Genomic DNA, 15,791 nt, shown 5'->3' with positions numbered 1-15,791 from the left:
CTCCTTCGCCGAGTCGACCATCGGACCGGCGGGCGAACAGTGGGAGGGACTACTGCTTCGCCTGCACACGTGTCCTCCTTGAATGGCGATCACTTTGCCGCGCTCCGAGATTAGGTCACGGAAGCACACAAGGCGCCCCGATCGGTGAGTCGTAAGCCCTGATCGCGGTGCTCCGCACCGTAATGGTGCGAGGGCCGAGCATACTAAAACCAGGACATTTCAGGGTATGCGGCAAACTCCAGGTTTACTGGGATTTCACAAAACGACCTGATCATCACGGGTCCCGGCCGGGTCAGGAGAGGCCTGACGGGCGCGGGGGAGGGCCCGGACGACGGCCAGAGCGGCGGCCAGGCAGGCGAGCGGCGCCGCAGGCAGGACGTACCGGTAGTCGAAGGCCGCCGTGGCGGCGGGCACCGCCAGCAGGGCCACCGCGGTCAGCCACACGGCCCATGTGGCCAGGCCGTCCCTGCCGTCCCCGCCTTCGCCGCCGCCCGCGGAACCTCGCGACCCGCGGCCCCGCGGGCGCAGGATGACGGCCGCCGGCGGCACGAGCAGGAGAACGAGCAGGAACGCCCCCGGTAGGTAGGCCACGTTCTGGTAGGCCCGCATCCATCCCGCGTACGGCTCGGCGATCGTCACTGTGAGCGGGCCCCGTTCGTACCGCTCGGCGAGAGCGGCCCCCGTGATCGCAGGGTCCCTGTCCGGAGGGGGAGGGGCGGCGACGGGGAACTCGTAGGACTCGTAGGTCGCCTTGTCCGGGTAGACGGGCCGGTCAAGGGTGAAGGAACGGGCGAACTCGGTCAACACGGAGCCCGCGAAGTCCAGCGGCTGGCTCCGGATCGCGAGCATGCCGAACCGGTTCGCCAGCGCGTCGTTCGCCTGGGAGAAGGTGATGCCGGGAAGCCGGACCACGGGAGACGCGGGGTTCCAGATGTAGTCCGGAGGGGACGGCCGGGCCGACGGCGGCCTCGGATCGCACAGGACGGCCAGGTCCGGAGGCGGCCGCATCGTGGCGCAGTCCGCGAACATCATCGTCCGCGAGTAGAGGAACACCCCGTTCGACCCCACCAGGCCCACTCGGTGGTAGGTGGCGTAGAACCAGCCGCCGTACGCCCCGATGGGGATCAGGCCCGCCAGGAGGAACACGCCGAGCGTCCGGGGGAGCCGTCTCCAGCCCCCCTCCCGGACGCCGCGCCACACCACGTACAGCCCGAACACGGCGATCAGCGGAAGGCCGATCGTCCTGGTCAGGGTCGCTGCGGCCAGGAGCAGGCCCAGCGCGAGAGCCGTACGCGGGGAGACGGCCGGGCCGCGCGCCAGGAGGCAGGCGGCCGCGACGACGAGCAGGGTGAACAGGGAGTCGGAGACCAGCAGGTGCTCCAGCTGGATCTGGTAGGCGTCGAGCAGCGCCGGGACCGTGGCCAGCGCGGCCAGCCAGGCGCGCCCTCCGGCGCGCAGCACGGTCACGTAGATCAGGACGCCGACCAGCAGGCCGAGCAGGTGCTGCACGACAGTGACCGCGGCGAAGCTGTGGAGCGGCTCCAGCAGCCGCAGGAACATCGAGTAACCGGCCGGGCGGACCAGGTCGGGCCGGGGGCGCATGGCCGTCACGACGTAGGTGTAGGAGTCCGGGAACCAGAGCGCGGGCCGGAAGCCCGCCATCGTCACGATCCGGAGGGCCGAGCCCAGCGCGAACACCGTGAGAAACCACCCGTGTCGCCGGGTCCACGATCTGATTCGCCCCGTCTGCGCCACGTTCACTCCCGCTGCCGGAGATCTCCCGCGTACGCTACCGGCTCCCGGGACCGGTCGTGACCTGCGCTCGCGTGGAAGACCCATGATCGGCTTGCCGTCACGAAGGACGATCGCCGGACGGGACGGCTACGCTCACCTCATCCTGAAGAACGCTTTCGATCTCGCCCATAGGCGGACGACATGGCCGTCGGCGGGGCGGCTGCTCGCCGTCGCCTCCGCCGTGCCCGCGCTCGCCCTCAGCGGGTGGCTGGTCGCCGGGCTGCCGCTGCTGCTGCTCGGCTGGTTCAGGCCGCTGCCCATGCTGATCGCCGGCGGCGCGCTGGCCGTCGCCTTCTGCTGGTACGGCCTGCGCCGCCTGCCCGAGGTGGTGGAGTCCGCGGCGTGGCCCACGGCGACCGTCCTCGGCATCGCGGCCGCCTCGGGGATCTTCAACGGGCTCCTCCACGGTGAGCAACTGATCGTCCGGCGTGATCCGGCCACCTACGCGCAATACGCGATCTGGCTGGCCAGGCACGGCTCGCTGCCGATCCCCCTGGGTGACTTCGGCGGCTCCGACCCCGCGCTGCGGTCCGTGAGCATGGGCTTCTACGCGTGGGACGGCGGGATCGTCCCGCAGTTCATGGCCGGCCCGCCGATGATCCACGCGATCGGCTACTGGCTCGGCGGCGTCCCCGGGCTCGTGCTCGTGCCGCCGATCCTCGGGGCCCTCGCCGTGCTCACCGTCGGCGGGACCGCCGCCCGCCTCGTCGGCGCGCGCTGGGCGCCCCTTGCGGCGCTGGTCTTCGCCGTGAGCATGCCCGTCCTCTACACGTCCCGGACGACGTTCAGCGAGATCCCGTCACTGATCCTGGTGTTCGGCGCGATGAGCCTCCTGATCGACGCCCGTTTCCGGCTGCGCGCGGGGCTCCTCGGTCTCGGATACCTCGCACCGGCCACACCCGCGGAGACGGCGCGAAGGGCGCAGCCCGCCGGCGCCCGCCTGATGGCGGCGTTCGCGGGCCTGGCGTTCGGGCTGACTGTGCTCGTGCGCATCGACGGGCTCAGGGACGTGCTGCCGGTGCTGGCCTACGCCGGACTGCTCATCGCCCTGGCCCGGCTGTCACGCGCCCGCGACGCCATGAAGGAGCGCGCGCCCGAGGGGAGGCTCGGAGCGCCCCTGCTCGCGGGGCTCCTGGGCGGCGCGGGGCTGGGGTTCGCCGCCTGCTACGCCCTCGCGCGGCCCTACCTCAGCTATCTGTCCAGCTCGCTCAAGCCTCTGATCGCCATCTGCGCCGCGGTGCTCGTTCTCACCGTCGTCGCGGCGGCGCTCGCGCCCTGGATCGCGGGACGCGTGAGCGCGCTGTCCGCGGGACGGCTCGCCCGCCGGGTGCCCGACATCGCCGCGGGTCTCGTCGTGCTGGTCGTCGCGGGCCTGGCCGCACGGCCGTGGCTGCAGACCGTGCGCCGCGTCGCGGTGACGCCGGAGGACAAGCTGACGGCGAACTTCATCAGTAAGACGCAGCAGGTCAACCACCTGCCGATCGACCCCACCCGGCTCTATTACGAGGACTCGCTTTACTGGGTGATCTGGTACGTCGGCGTCCCCGTCGTCGTGCTCGCCACGCTCGCCGCCGCCGTGCTCGCGCGCCGGATGGCCAGGGGGAGGGAGTTCGGCTGGCTCCTGCCTCTGGCGATCATCGGCTGGACGACGGTGACGACGCTCTGGCGGCCCGCGATCACGCCCGACCACCCGTGGGCGTCGCGGCGACTGGTGCCGATCGTGATCCCGGGGATGATCCTGCTCGCGGTGTGGGGCCTGCGCTGGGTCCGGCGGCGGGCGCACCGCTGGGGGTACGGCTCACGCCTGCTGGTGGCGGCGGGGGCGGTGTTGCTGGTCGTGCCTGCCGCGATCACCTCGATCGGCACCGCCTTCACCCCTGTGGACAGGGGAGAGGCCTCCGCCGTGGCGGGGTTGTGCGCCGCGATCCCGCCGAACGCGTCCGTGCTGATCGTCGAGCGGGCGACGGGCGACCGCATCACCCAGGTCGTCCGGGGTGAGTGCGGCGTGCCGACCGCCCGGGTGGCCTACCCCCAGGGCAGCGACGTGCCCATGCAATCCGACATCGAGCGCCTGGTGGACAAGGTCAGGCAGACGGGCCGCCTCCCCGTGCTGCTCGCCGCCGAGCCCGACCAGCTATGGCCGTACGGGCCGCCGACACAGGTGGTGAAACTGCGCAGCCGGCAGGACGAGCGCTCCCTCGTGGACCCGCCCGACGGCACCTGGTCGCTCACCATCGACGTCTGGATGACCATGCCGGCCTGACGTCGCCGGCCCCGGGGGCGGAGCCGGACGAGTCGGAGATGTTGGGTCGCCGTTCGGCTGGGCAGAGTACCCTGACCGGACGTGACCACGCCCGAGACCTTGGAAGCGCTGTGACTGCCGCGGAGAACCCTTACGTGACGATCGTCCTGCCGTGCTACAACGAGCAGGATCACGTGGTCGACGAGGTCGAGCGCATCTGCGCGGCCATGGACGCGAGCGGCTACACCTATGAGCTGGTGGCCGTGGACGACTGCTCGAGCGACCAGACCCTCGCCCGCCTCCAGGAGGCGGCGCCGAACTACCCGAACATGCGGATCAAGGCGTTCCACCGCAATGGCGGGTCGGGCACGGTCCGCAGGATCGGCACCCAGGAGGCCCGCGGCGAGATCGTCGTGTGGACCGACGCGGACATGAGCTACCCCAACGAGCGGATCCCCGAGCTGGTCCAGATCCTCGAGAAGGACCACACCGTGGATCAGGTCGTCGGCGCGAGGACCACGGAGGAGGGGTCGCACAAGTTCCTGCGGGTGCCGGCCAAGTGGTTCATCCGCAAGGTCGCCGAGCGGCTCGCCGGGCAGCGGATCCCCGACCTCAACTCGGGTCTGCGGGCGTTCCGCAAGTCGGTCGCCAAGCCGTACCTGCGACTGCTGCCGCCCGGGTTCTCCTGCGTCACGACGATCACGCTGGCGTTCATGTCGAATCAGCACGACGTGCACTACGTGCCGATCGAGTACGCCAAGCGGGCCGGGAAGTCGAAGTTCAGCTTCGTCTCCGACGCCTACCGCTACATCCTGCAGGTCCTGCGGATGGTCATGTACTTCAATCCGCTCAAGGTGCTCATGCCCCCGGCGCTCTGGCTGGTCGGCATCGGGTTGGTCAAGGGCGTGTACGACGTGGTGCGCTACGGCTTCTACCTGACCAGCAACACCATTGTGATCTTCCTGTCCGGCCTGCTGATCGGGTCGCTCGCGCTGCTGGCCGACCTCATCGTCCGGTCCAGGGGCGAGTAGGCGATGCCGGGGACGGCGGGCGGGACCGGCCGATGAAGATAGCGATCGTCGGTCCGACGTATCCCTACAAGGGCGGCGGCGCCCATCACACGACCGAGTTGGCGCGCCGGCTGCGCGCCGAGGGCCACGAGGTCGTGATCGAGTCGTGGAGGGCGCAGTATCCGGGCTTCCTCTATCCCGGGCAGCAGACGATCGACGCGCCCGAGGGAGAGCCGTATCCGGACACCCGGCGGGAGCTCGACTGGCGCCGCCCCGACGGGTGGATCGGCTGTGGGAGACGGCTGCGGGGCTTCGACCTCGTCGTCCTCGCCGTGCTCAGCCCGGTGCAGGTGCCCGCCTACCTCGGCATCCTGTACGGCCTGCGCCGCAGGGCCAGGGTGGTCGCGCTGTGCCACAACGTGCTGCCGCACGAGCGCAAGCCGTACGACCGGCCGCTGATGAAGGCCCTGCTCGGCAGGGTGGACGAGGTCCTCGTCCACTCCGAGGAGCAGGCCGGCATGGCCCGCGGGCTGACCTCCGCCCCCGTGCGGGTGGCCGGCCTCGCCCCGCACCTGCCCTCCCGCGACGTCAGGGCCTCTGGAGGGCCCGAGCCGTACGGCAGGCTGCTGTTCTTCGGCATCGTCCGGCCGTACAAGGGGCTTGACCTGCTGCTTCGTGCCCTGGCGCAGACTCCGGGAGTCGGGCTGACGGTCGCGGGCGAGTTCTGGGGAGGGCTGGAGGGGACCAAGGCTCTGATCGCCGAACTGGGGCTGGCCGACCGCGTCGACCTGCGCCCGGGGTACGTCGCGGCGCAGGACGTGCCGGGGCTGTTCGCCGAGACGGACGCCCTCGTGCTGCCCTATCGCTCCGCGACGGCCAGTCAGAACGTGTGGCTGGGTCACGAGCACGGGGTTCCGGTGATCGCCACCCGTGTCGGGGCGCTGGCCGACAACGTGGACGACGGCGTCGACGGGCTGCTCGTCGAGCCGGGCTCGGCGGGCGCGCTGGCGGAGGCGCTCAAGCGGTTCTACGAGCCGGGCATGCCCGCGCGGTTGCGGAGCGGCGTCAAGACGGTCGATCCCGACCCGTTCTGGGCCGTGTACCTCGGCACGCTCCTCGCCGCGATCGTCTGACGGTCATTTGATGGTCAGCTGACGGGCGCCTGGCCGGCGGGGACGTCGGAGGGGGCGCGCGTGAGCCTGTGCGCGATCACCCCCAGGGCGGCCCAGGTGACGTCGGCGAGCGTGAACGCCACCCGTGACACCACGGCCACGACCAGGGCCCTGGGCGCGTCGAGGACCGGCGCCAGGGCTATGACCATCGCGCCCTCGCGCACGCCGATGCCCGCGGGCACGACGACGGTCAAGATGCCCGTCGTCCAGGCGAGCGCGTACGCCCCGGCGGCGACCGCGTACAGGGACAGGCCGCCTGGCCGCATGCCGCCGACCAGGACCCACAGGTGGACGCCGTAGACGAGCCAGCCGATCACGGTCCAGCCGGCGGCCCTCGCCATGACCGCCCCGCTCAGGGTCTGGTCGAGCGGCTCCTTCCTGGCGACGCGCAGAGCCAGGTTCAGCCCCCAGGTCATCACCCGGGGGTGGAGCCCGACCACGATGAGAGGGATCAGGGCCAGCAGATACCAGCCCTCTCTGAGGATCTGGCCCGAGAGCGTGGCCGCGGCGAGGGCGAGCGCACAGCCGAGTGAGGTCACCAGGCCGAGGGCCGTCGCGCTGAACGTGCGCCGGGGAGGGGCGCCGTGGTCGCGGGCCAGCTCGATCATCGCCGCGAACGCCCAGACCCCGCCGGGGACGTACTTGCCGAGTTGGCCGACGAACATCACCCGGGACGCCACCCCGAGGGGCAGCGGGGAGCCGAGGCCCTTCAGGATCTCGCGCCAGGCGAGGAGCATGAATCCCAGGCCCACGAGGACGGAGACGAAGCACACCGCCAGCGACCACCAGGACAGGCGCGAGACCGCAGCGGTGGTGCCCGACCAGTTCCCGGCGAGACCGTGCGCGAGGAAGCCCAGCGCGACCAGGACCAGCAGGACTCTGGGCACGCGGCTCGACCGCAGACGTTCCAGCCGGGTGGCGGGCGGACGGCTGGTCTCCGCTGAAGACACGGGGCCCGGGGGGTGGCTCGGCATCCGCCGATGGTAGGGCGTGGAAGCTACCCGCTGGTAGGCCCAGCTCGGTCACGGGGACCGGCGCCGCGGCCTGTCGGCGGTACTGTTGGGCACCTTGACGGACGGAGGTAGCGGTGATCGACCGGTGAGCAGAGAACGCGCCGCCCAGCTGGAGTACTCCGAGTTCCAGGGCGCGATGCTCGACGAGGAGAAGCGGCGCCGCAAGGCCGCGAAGATCCTCGCCGTGCTCGCGCACTACCTGGGCAGGGACGCGGCCGAGCCCGGCAGCGTGTTGTCGGGGCTGACCGTGGCCGACATCGGCTGCTCGGCCGGGTTCATCGCCGACGAGCTCGCGGGCGCGGGAGCGAGCCGGACCTTCGGCGTCGACATCGACGTCCCCGGCCTCAGGAAGGCCTCGGAGAGGTTCGGCGAGCGGGTCGAGTTCGTCTGCGCGGACGGCGGGGCCCTGCCGTTCCCCGACGGATCGGTCGACGTGCTCGTGTTCAACCACATCTACGAGCACGTGGTGGACCCCGACTCGGTGATCGCGGACATGCGCCGTGTGCTGTCGGACGACGGCGTGCTCTATCTCGGGCTCGGCAACCGGCTCGGCGTCATGGAGCCGCACTACAAGCTGCCCTTCCTGTCCTACCTGCCGGCCGCCGCCGCCGACCGCTACGTGCGGGCGTTCGGGCGCGCCGACCACTACTACGAGCGTTTCCGCACGCGGGGCGGTCTGCGCCGGATGCTCTCCGGCTTCCACGTCTGGGACTACACCTTCCCGGTGCTCGCCTCACCGGACCGGTTCGCCGGTGGAGAGCTCTTCCCCGGGGCCGTGGGCCGCGCGGCCAAGGGAGTGCTCGAGCGGGCGCCGCGGCCCGCGCTGACCGCGGTGCGGCCGGTGGTCCCCACCTACCTGTGGGTGGCGACGAAGACGCAGGGCCGGCCGCTCGGCGCCGCGCTCCCGCAGCCCCCCGAGCAGGTCCGCACCCCATGAGCGGGATGAGCCGCCGCAAGGCCGTACGGGGGCTGTTCCTGCTCGTCGCCCTCGGTTTCGGCGCCTGGAGCCTCGCGGGGCAGTGGGGGGCGGTCTCCGACGGCTTCGCCCGGCTGTCATGGCCCGAACTGGCAGGGGCGTTCGTCGCCGTGCTCGGGGCGCTGGGCGCGGGGATGATGATGTGGCGCTCCCTGCTCGCCGAATTCGGCTCACCCCTGTCGCTCACCAGCGCGGCCAAGATCTTCTTCATCGGCCAGCTCGGCAAGTACATCCCCGGCTCGGCGGTCCACGTCATGCTCGCCCAGATGGAGATGGGCCGCGATCACGGCATCCCGCGATCCCGCAGCGCCGCGGCGTTCTTCCTGACCTATCCCATCTATCTGGCGAGCGGCCTGCTCGTGGGGGTGGTCACCCTCCCCGTGATCGGCGGTGATTCGGTCGCGCGCTACGCCTGGCTGCTGCTCCTGGTCCCCGTGCTCGTCGTGGCGCTCCATCCGGCGATCGTGAACACGGTGATCGGCTTCGGGCTGAGGCGGCTGCGCAGGCCGCCCCTCGAACGGCCGCTGACCCGCCGCGGCATCCTCGCCGCCGTCGGGTGGGCGCTCTCCGGTTGGGCGTTGTACGGCGTCCACCTCGCGCTGATCGTCCACGGTCTCGGCGCCACCGGGACCGACGCGGTGATCCTCAGCTTCGGCGCCTTCGCGCTGGCGTGGTGTCTGGGGACCCTGGCGGTCGTCTTCCCCGCAGGAGCGGGAGTCCGTGAGGTGGCGATGGTGGCCGCGCTCGCTCCGGTGCTCGACCGCGGCTCCGCCATCGCGGCGGCCCTGTGCTCCCGGCTCATCGTCTCGGTGGGCGACCTGGTGTGTGCGGCGATGGCCGGTGCGGCGGCGCGAGGTTCGGTCCCCCAAACGGGTCAACCTGCCGAAAAGCACTGATCATCACTGGCAATTCGTGTGTTAGGTGCGAATTCACCGATGATTCCGCCAGAGTGACACGGATAGGCGTGTGATATCCCTCACGGTTGCGGGGAAGCCAGCCATAGAGTGAACGCTGAAGGGTGGCCCGGGGGAAGGAGGCGCCCGTTGGCTGACGGGAGTTCCGCCCTCAGGCCCATCTCTCCGGGATGACACCCGGCTGAGAGGCAAGTCGATCAGGAGACCCCTGGTCGTGAGCCTCGCTGAGGGGAGCGATCTTCTTGAAACCCCGTGTGGTCGTCGACGCGGCGGCCGTTCCCACCGATCGTGGCGCTCTGATCCGGTACGTCGACGGACTGGTCGCCGCCCTTCACCAGGCGGGCGCCGATCTCGCGGTCATCTGCCAGCGGTCCGACGCCGAGCGGTACGGCAAGCTCGCCCCCTCCGCCCGGATCCTTCCGGGGCCGCCCGCCATCACCAACCGCGGCGCCCGTCTCGTCTGGGAGCAGACCAGCGTGCCCGTCCTGGCCCGCCAGTTGGGCGCCGACGTGATCCACGCCCCCTTCTACTCGATACCGCTCCGGTCCGGCCTGCCGACCGTGGCGACCGTCCACGACGCCACCTGTTTCACCGACGCCGAGCAGCACGGCACCGTCAACGCCTCCTTCTTCCGCTCCGCGACCCGTACGGCGGTCCGCCACGCGACCCGGATGATCGTGCCCTCCAAGGCCACGAGAGACGAGCTGGTCAGGGTGCTCGCGGCCGACCCCACGAGGATCGACGTCGCCTACCACGGCGTGGACCCGGCGCTGTTCCACCGGCCCACCGAACTCGAGACCAAGCGGGTGGCCGACCGGTTCGGCATCCACGGTCATCCGTACGTCGCCTATCTCGGCGCGATCGAACCCCGCAAGAACGTCCCGAACCTGATCAGGGGCTTCGCCCGGGCCGTACGGCATCTGGACGAGCCGCCCGCGCTGGTGCTGGCGGGTGGCCCGAACTGGGACGACGAGGTGGACGCCGTGGTCGCGGAACTGCCGCCCAAGATCCGGGTCGTCCGGCCGGGCTACCTGCCCTTCGCCGACCTGCCGGGCTTCCTCGGTGGCGCGCTCGTGGTCGCGTTCCCGTCCAGGGGCGAGGGATTCGGGCTGCCGGTGCTGGAGGCGATGGCCTGCGGGGCGCCGGTGCTGACGACGCACAGGACCTCGCTGCCGGAGGTCGGAGGCGACGCCGTGGCCTACACCGAACCCGAGGCGGACGACATCGGCGACGCGTTGCGGGCGCTCCTGGAATCGCCGGAACGCAGGGAGGCGCTGGCGTCGGCGGGCGTCGCCCGTTCCCAAGAATTCACCTGGCGGCTGTCCGCGGATGCCCATCTCGTGTCATACCAGCGGGCGATCGAGACCTAGGCTAACCTCGCGGCTGTGAGCGAGAGTTCTTTGCGGTCGCCGGAGCCCCTCGAGGCGATCCTGCTCGTGGGGGGTCAGGGGACCCGCCTGCGGCCATTGACGTTGCGCACGCCCAAGCCGTTGCTTCCCACGGCCGGTGTCCCCTTCCTCGCGCACATGCTCGCCAAGGCGCAGGCGCACGGGGTTCGCCGGATCGTGTTCGCCACCTCCTACCGCGCCTCGATGTTCGCCGACGCGTTCGGCGACGGGGAGGCGTTCGGGCTCGAGATCGTGTACATGACGGAGGAGACGCCACTGGGCACCGGCGGTGCGATCCGCAACGCCGCCGAGGCGCTCACCTGCCCGCAGGACGCCCCCGTGCTGATTCTCAACGGCGACATCCTCTCGGGCCACGACATCTCGGCCCAGGTGGACTTCCACCGCTCCCGGGGGGCGGCGGTGACGCTGCACCTGACGGAGGTCGAGGACCCCTCACGGTTCGGCTGCGTGCCGACCACCCCGGACGGCGTGGTGACCGCGTTCCTGGAGAAGACGCCCAATCCGGTGACCAACCGGATCAACGCGGGTTGCTACGTGTTCCAGCGATCGGTCATCGACCTGATTCCCCAGGGCGAGGTCGTGTCGGTGGAGCGGGAGACCTTCCCCGGCCTCATCGAGGCGGGCCAGATGGTGCTCGGTTACGCCGACGCGTCCTACTGGCTCGACGTCGGCACGCCGGCGGCCTTCGTGCAGGGCTCCACCGACCTCGTCCAGGGCAGGCTCGAGTCTCCGGCCCTGCCCGGTGCCGCCGGCGAGTCCCTCCTGCTGGACGGGGCCGTGGTGTCGCCCGAGGCGAAGGTGACGGGCGGCACGGTCGTCGGCGCCCGCGCGACGGTCGAGGCCGGAGCCAGCGTCCGCGGCAGCGTCCTGGCCGACGACTGCGTCGTGGGCTGCGGGGCCGTCGTCGTCGACTCCGTGGTCGGCGCGGGGGCCCATGTCGCGCCCGGGGCCGTGCTGCGCGGAGTGGTCGTCGGTGACGGCGCGCGGATCGGCGAGGGCAACGAGCTCACGTCGGGCCTGCGCATCTGGCCGGGTGTGTCCCTGCCCGAGTGCTCGGTGCGGTTCTCGAGCGACGTCTGAGCATGCCGATCGGCGACGGGACCGACGGGGTTCCCCACGCTGCCGCCCGGCGGCATGCTGGGACGAGGGAGGCGAGGCCGATGCCGTCAGCCGGCGCCGTGCCGGTGCTCAGGGAGCGAAGGTGGACCCCGTCCACGTCGATCGACGTCGGGCTCACGCTGTCGCCGCATCGGCGCGGGGGAGGCGATCCCGCGTGGCGCCGTACGCCTGACGGAGCGATCTGGCGGACGTCCCGCACACCCGAGGGGCCCGGCACGTTGCGAGTCGCGGACCGTCGCGGTGAGGTGCACGGACAGGCCTGGGGGCCCGGGGCGGAGTGGTTGCTGGAGACGCTTCCGCAGGCCCTGGGCGTGGACGACGACGTCTCGGGATTCGCCGGGTCACTGGCCGCCGCACGGCAGGCCCCCGCCGCCACGCTGGTCGCCAGGCTGGCCGCCCGGCATCCCGGGCTGCGGATCGGGCGGACGCTCCGCGTGTTCGAGGCGCTCGTGCCGGCCGTGCTGGAACAGAAGGTCGTCGGCAGGGAGGCCTGGCGGGCGTGGCGCTGGCTCATGCGCAAGTACGGCGAACCCGCCCCCGGGCCCGCGCCGGAGGGGATGGCGGTGATGCCGCCGCCTCAGGTGTGGCGCGCGATCCCGTCCTGGGACTGGCATCGGGCGGGGGCCGAGGCCGTGCGGGCCAGGACGATCATCAACGCCGCCCATCATGCGGAGAAGCTGGAGTCGACGGCTCTCGACGGCCCCGATTCCGCCGAGGCGGACCGGCTGCTGCGGGCCCTTCCCGGCATCGGGGTGTGGACGTCGGCGGAGGTGCGCCAGCGGAGCCACGGCGACCCCGACGCGCCGAGTGTGGGGGACTTCCACCTGCCGGGCATGGTCGGCTGGGCGTTCACCGGAGAGAAGACCGACGACGCGGGCATGCTCGAGCTTCTCGAGCCCTTCCGGGGCCACCGCCATCGGGTCGTCAAACTGATCGAGCTCAGCGGCCTGCGCCCCCCGGCCCGCGGCCCCCGAATGGCCCCCCGCGACTACCGCTCCTTCTGACCCCCGCGCCGTGGCTTCGGCGTGATCATGCACAGGTTCGTGCGTATGCGCCGTGAACTGCGCGAACTCATTTCGTGATCATGCGCGGATTCGGCTGCTTGCCGTACGAGCTGGGGAAACGCCTTCCGTGATCATGCACGACAGCTGCGTGTGCATGATCGCGTAGCGGAAAGGCGCAGGTCGGTGGGGATCGCACCGAACCTGTGCATGATCACGACTGGAAGATGTGCAGGCTGCTGGATGTTTCGCCGAATCTGTGCATGATCACGGCGGAAGCAGGGGCGGGGGTGGGGGGCTGAGTAAGCCTGGCGTACTCAGGGGGTCGTAGTGTGCGCGTATGACGGGACACAGGGCCATGAACGGTGACAGCGGGACTCGGCGCGCGCTCGCGCGTGCCCGGGACGGCAAGACGCTCGACGTCGCCGAGGCGGCCATTCTGCTCCGGGCGCGCGGCGAGGACCTCGAGGTTCTTCTCGACCATGCCGCGCGCGTCAGGGACGCCGGGCTGTCGGCCGTGGGACGGCCGGGGATCGTGACCTACAGCCGGAAGGTGTTCATCCCACTGACGCGGTTGTGCCGGGACCGCTGCGGCTACTGCACGTTCGCCACCGCGCCGCACAAGCTCGACAGCGCCTTCATGTCGCCGGACGAGGTCCTCGAGATCGCACGTCAGGGTGCGGCCATGGGCTGCAAGGAGGCCCTGTTCACCCTGGGGGACCGTCCGGAGGACCGGTGGCACCAGGCTCGCGAGTGGCTCGACGCGCACGGCTACGACGACACGCTGTCCTACGTCCGGGCGATGGCGATCCGCGTGCTGGAGGAGACGGGGTTGCTTCCGCACCTCAACCCCGGCGTGATGACGTGGCTCGACCTCCAGCGGCTGAAGCCGGTCGCCCCCTCGATGGGGATGATGCTCGAGACCACGTCGGAGCGGCTGTTCGCGGAGAAGGGCCAGGCGCACTACGGCTCCCCGGACAAGGACCCGGCCGTACGGCTCCGCGTGCTCGAGGACGCCGGGCGGTCGAACGTGCCGTTCACCACCGGCATCCTCATCGGCATCGGGGAGACCATCGAGGACAGGGCTGAGTCGATCTTCGCGATCCGCCGGGTCGCGCGGGAGTACGGCGGCGTCCAGGAGGTCATCGTCCAGAACTTCCGCGCCAAGCCCGACACGGCGATGCGCGGCATGCCGGACGCCGACCTGCACGAACTGGCCGCCACGATCGCCGTCGCGCGCCTGGTGCTGGGGCCCAAGGTGCGCATCCAGGCCCCGCCCAACCTGATCGGCGACGAGTTCGCGCTGATGCTGCGTGCGGGCATCGACGACTGGGGCGGCGTCTCCCCGCTGACGCCCGACCATGTGAACCCCGAGCGCCCGTGGCCCCAGATCGACGACCTCGCCGCCCGGACCGCCGACGCCGGGTTCGAGTTGCGGGAACGCCTGACCATCTATCCGGAGTACGTGCTGGCGGGTGAGCCCTGGCTGGACCCGCGCCTGCTCGGGCACGTGACGGCCCTGGCCGACCCCGAGACGGGTCTCGCCCGGCCGGACGCCGTGCTGGAGGGCCGGCCGTGGCAGGAGCCCGACGGGGGCTTCCAGGGCGGTCTGCGGACCTCGGGCCGGTCCGACCTGCACACGGCCATCGACTCCGAGGGGCGGACGCACGACCGCCGCGACGACTTCGACGACGTCTACGGCGACTGGGAGGCCCTGCGCGACCGCCTCCCCAGCGCGAGCCCGGGCCGTACGGGCCGGGTGGACGGAACCGTGCGGGCGGCCCTCCGGCAGGCGGAGAGCTACCCCGCGAGCCTGACGGACGACCAGGCGCTGGCGCTGATCGACCTGGCGGGCGATCCGTCGGGAGCCGGCGCGGACGACGCGGGCCTGGACGAGTTGTGCCGGATCGCGGACGGCCTGCGGCGGGAGGCCGTGGGAGACGACGTGACCTACGTCGTCAACCGCAACATCAACTTCACCAACGTCTGTTACACCGGCTGCCGGTTCTGCGCGTTCGCGCAGCGCCGCACCGACGCGGACGCCTACACGCTGTCGCTGAGCGAGGTGGCCGACCGGGCGCAGGAGGGCTGGGACGCCGGCGCGACCGAGGTGTGCATGCAGGGCGGCATCCATCCTGATATGCCGGGCACCGCCTACTTCGACATCGCCCGGGCGGTCAAGGAACGCACGCCCGACATGCACGTCCACGCGTTCTCGCCGATGGAGGTCATCAACGGCGCGAGCCGTACGAACCTGTCGATCGCCGAGTGGCTGCACGCCGCGAAGGAGGCCGGAGTCGACTCCCTGCCCGGCACCGCGGCCGAGATCCTCGACGACGACGTGCGCTGGGTGCTCACCAAGGGCAAGCTCCCGACCCGGGAGTGGGTGGACGTCATCACGACCGCGCACAAGGTGGGCATCCCGACGACGTCGACCATGATGTACGGCCATGTGGACACCCATGAGCACTGGGTGCGGCACATCAGACTGATCCGGTCGATCCAGGAGGAGACCGGGGGCTTCAGCGAGTTCGTCCTGCTGCCGTTCGTCCACACCAGCGCCCCGATCTACCTCGCCGGGATCGCACGGCCGGGGCCGACCGCCCGTGAGAACCGGGCCGTCCACGCGCTGGCGCGGATCATGCTGCACGGCGCGATCGCGAACATCCAGTGCTCGTGGGTCAAGCTGCAGGACGACCTGTGCCGGTCCGTGCTGGACGGCGGCGTCAACGACCTCGGCGGAACGCTGATGGAGGAGACGATCAGCCGGATGGCGGGATCGGAGAACGGGTCGTACCGCACGATCAGCCAGATGGCCGACATGGTCGCGCCGACCGGGCGCAACCTGCGGCAGCGCACCACGTCGTACGGAACACCCGGCGCCGAGCGGATGGAGGCGGCCCGGCAGAGCGACGGGGTGTGCGGGAGCGTCCGGCGTACGGTCGTCCCTTTGGTCTCGCTTCGCTCGACAGGCTCGGGGCGCCTTTGAGGCGCCGCCTTCCCTCGTCGTTCTGAAGCTCGTTCCTCGCTACCTCACTCCTCAGTCCAGAACGACGCCGCGCCCCTCGCGCCATAGCGATGCCTACGGCTTTTTCGGTCTGGGCATGGCTTCTAGGCAGGGTGGGTTATAACAAGTTCTAT

At 71.2% G+C, this 15,791-nt stretch carries 11 protein-coding genes; 9 read left to right on the top strand and 2 right to left on the bottom strand.

Annotated features, from left to right (window positions below; translation table 11 throughout):
- Positions 1-255: 255 nt before the first annotated feature.
- A complete protein-coding gene (locus Pmi06nite_RS32680) occupies positions 256-1,698 on the bottom strand; it encodes a phospholipid carrier-dependent glycosyltransferase (protein WP_239114365.1) in 1,443 nt (480 codons plus the stop codon).
- A gap of 139 nt (positions 1,699-1,837) precedes the next feature.
- On the opposite strand from Pmi06nite_RS32680, the gene Pmi06nite_RS32675 reads away from it, so the two are divergent.
- From Pmi06nite_RS32675 to Pmi06nite_RS32665, 3 genes are all read left to right on the top strand, one after another.
- Positions 1,838-4,057, top strand: a complete 2,220-nt coding sequence (locus Pmi06nite_RS32675) for a hypothetical protein (RefSeq protein ID WP_239114364.1) — start codon at positions 1,838-1,840, stop codon at positions 4,055-4,057.
- 110 nt (positions 4,058-4,167) lie between these two features.
- A complete protein-coding gene (locus Pmi06nite_RS32670) occupies positions 4,168-5,067 on the top strand; it encodes a glycosyltransferase family 2 protein (RefSeq protein ID WP_203957012.1) in 900 nt (299 codons plus the stop codon).
- Positions 5,068-5,099: 32 nt separating this feature from the next.
- The gene (locus Pmi06nite_RS32665) at positions 5,100-6,179 is read left to right on the top strand and encodes a glycosyltransferase family 4 protein (protein ID WP_203957011.1); all 1,080 of its coding nucleotides are present in this window, start codon (positions 5,100-5,102) and stop codon (positions 6,177-6,179) included.
- 14 nt (positions 6,180-6,193) lie between these two features.
- Here Pmi06nite_RS32665 and Pmi06nite_RS32660 read toward each other — a convergent pair whose 3' ends face one another.
- Positions 6,194-7,192 carry a lysylphosphatidylglycerol synthase transmembrane domain-containing protein gene (locus Pmi06nite_RS32660; RefSeq protein WP_203957010.1) on the bottom strand — a complete coding sequence of 333 codons (999 nt, stop codon included), beginning with the start codon at positions 7,190-7,192 and terminating at the stop codon, positions 6,194-6,196.
- A 124-nt stretch (positions 7,193-7,316) separates the two neighbouring features.
- On the opposite strand from Pmi06nite_RS32660, the gene Pmi06nite_RS32655 reads away from it, so the two are divergent.
- The 6 genes from Pmi06nite_RS32655 (at position 7,317) to Pmi06nite_RS32630 (ending at position 15,639) form a co-directional block, all read left to right on the top strand.
- Positions 7,317-8,168 (top strand): class I SAM-dependent methyltransferase, encoded by an 852-nt coding sequence (locus tag Pmi06nite_RS32655; RefSeq protein ID WP_203957009.1) that lies wholly within the window; start codon positions 7,317-7,319, stop codon positions 8,166-8,168.
- Positions 8,165-9,103 (top strand): lysylphosphatidylglycerol synthase transmembrane domain-containing protein, encoded by a 939-nt coding sequence (locus tag Pmi06nite_RS32650; RefSeq protein ID WP_203957008.1) that lies wholly within the window; start codon positions 8,165-8,167, stop codon positions 9,101-9,103. The genes Pmi06nite_RS32655 and Pmi06nite_RS32650 overlap by 4 nt, the downstream gene beginning before the upstream one ends.
- Before the next feature lie 260 nt (positions 9,104-9,363).
- Positions 9,364-10,491, top strand: a complete 1,128-nt coding sequence (locus Pmi06nite_RS32645) for a glycosyltransferase family 4 protein (RefSeq protein WP_239114363.1) — start codon at positions 9,364-9,366, stop codon at positions 10,489-10,491.
- A gap of 15 nt (positions 10,492-10,506) precedes the next feature.
- Positions 10,507-11,610 (top strand): mannose-1-phosphate guanylyltransferase, encoded by a 1,104-nt coding sequence (gene manB / locus Pmi06nite_RS32640; RefSeq protein WP_239114362.1) that lies wholly within the window; start codon positions 10,507-10,509, stop codon positions 11,608-11,610.
- Between the two features lie 80 nt (positions 11,611-11,690).
- A complete protein-coding gene (locus tag Pmi06nite_RS32635) occupies positions 11,691-12,653 on the top strand; it encodes a DNA-3-methyladenine glycosylase family protein (protein ID WP_203957007.1) in 963 nt (320 codons plus the stop codon).
- A 337-nt stretch (positions 12,654-12,990) separates the two neighbouring features.
- On the top strand, positions 12,991-15,639 hold the full coding sequence (locus Pmi06nite_RS32630) for a bifunctional FO biosynthesis protein CofGH (protein WP_239114361.1): 2,649 nt from the start codon (positions 12,991-12,993) through the stop codon (positions 15,637-15,639).
- The last annotated feature ends 152 nt before the right edge of the window (positions 15,640-15,791 follow it).

The sequence above is a fragment of the Planotetraspora mira genome, assembly GCF_016863275.1.
Lineage (GTDB): Bacteria > Actinomycetota > Actinomycetes > Streptosporangiales > Streptosporangiaceae > Planotetraspora > Planotetraspora mira.
This window is presented reverse-complemented; position numbering and strand designations above follow the sequence as displayed.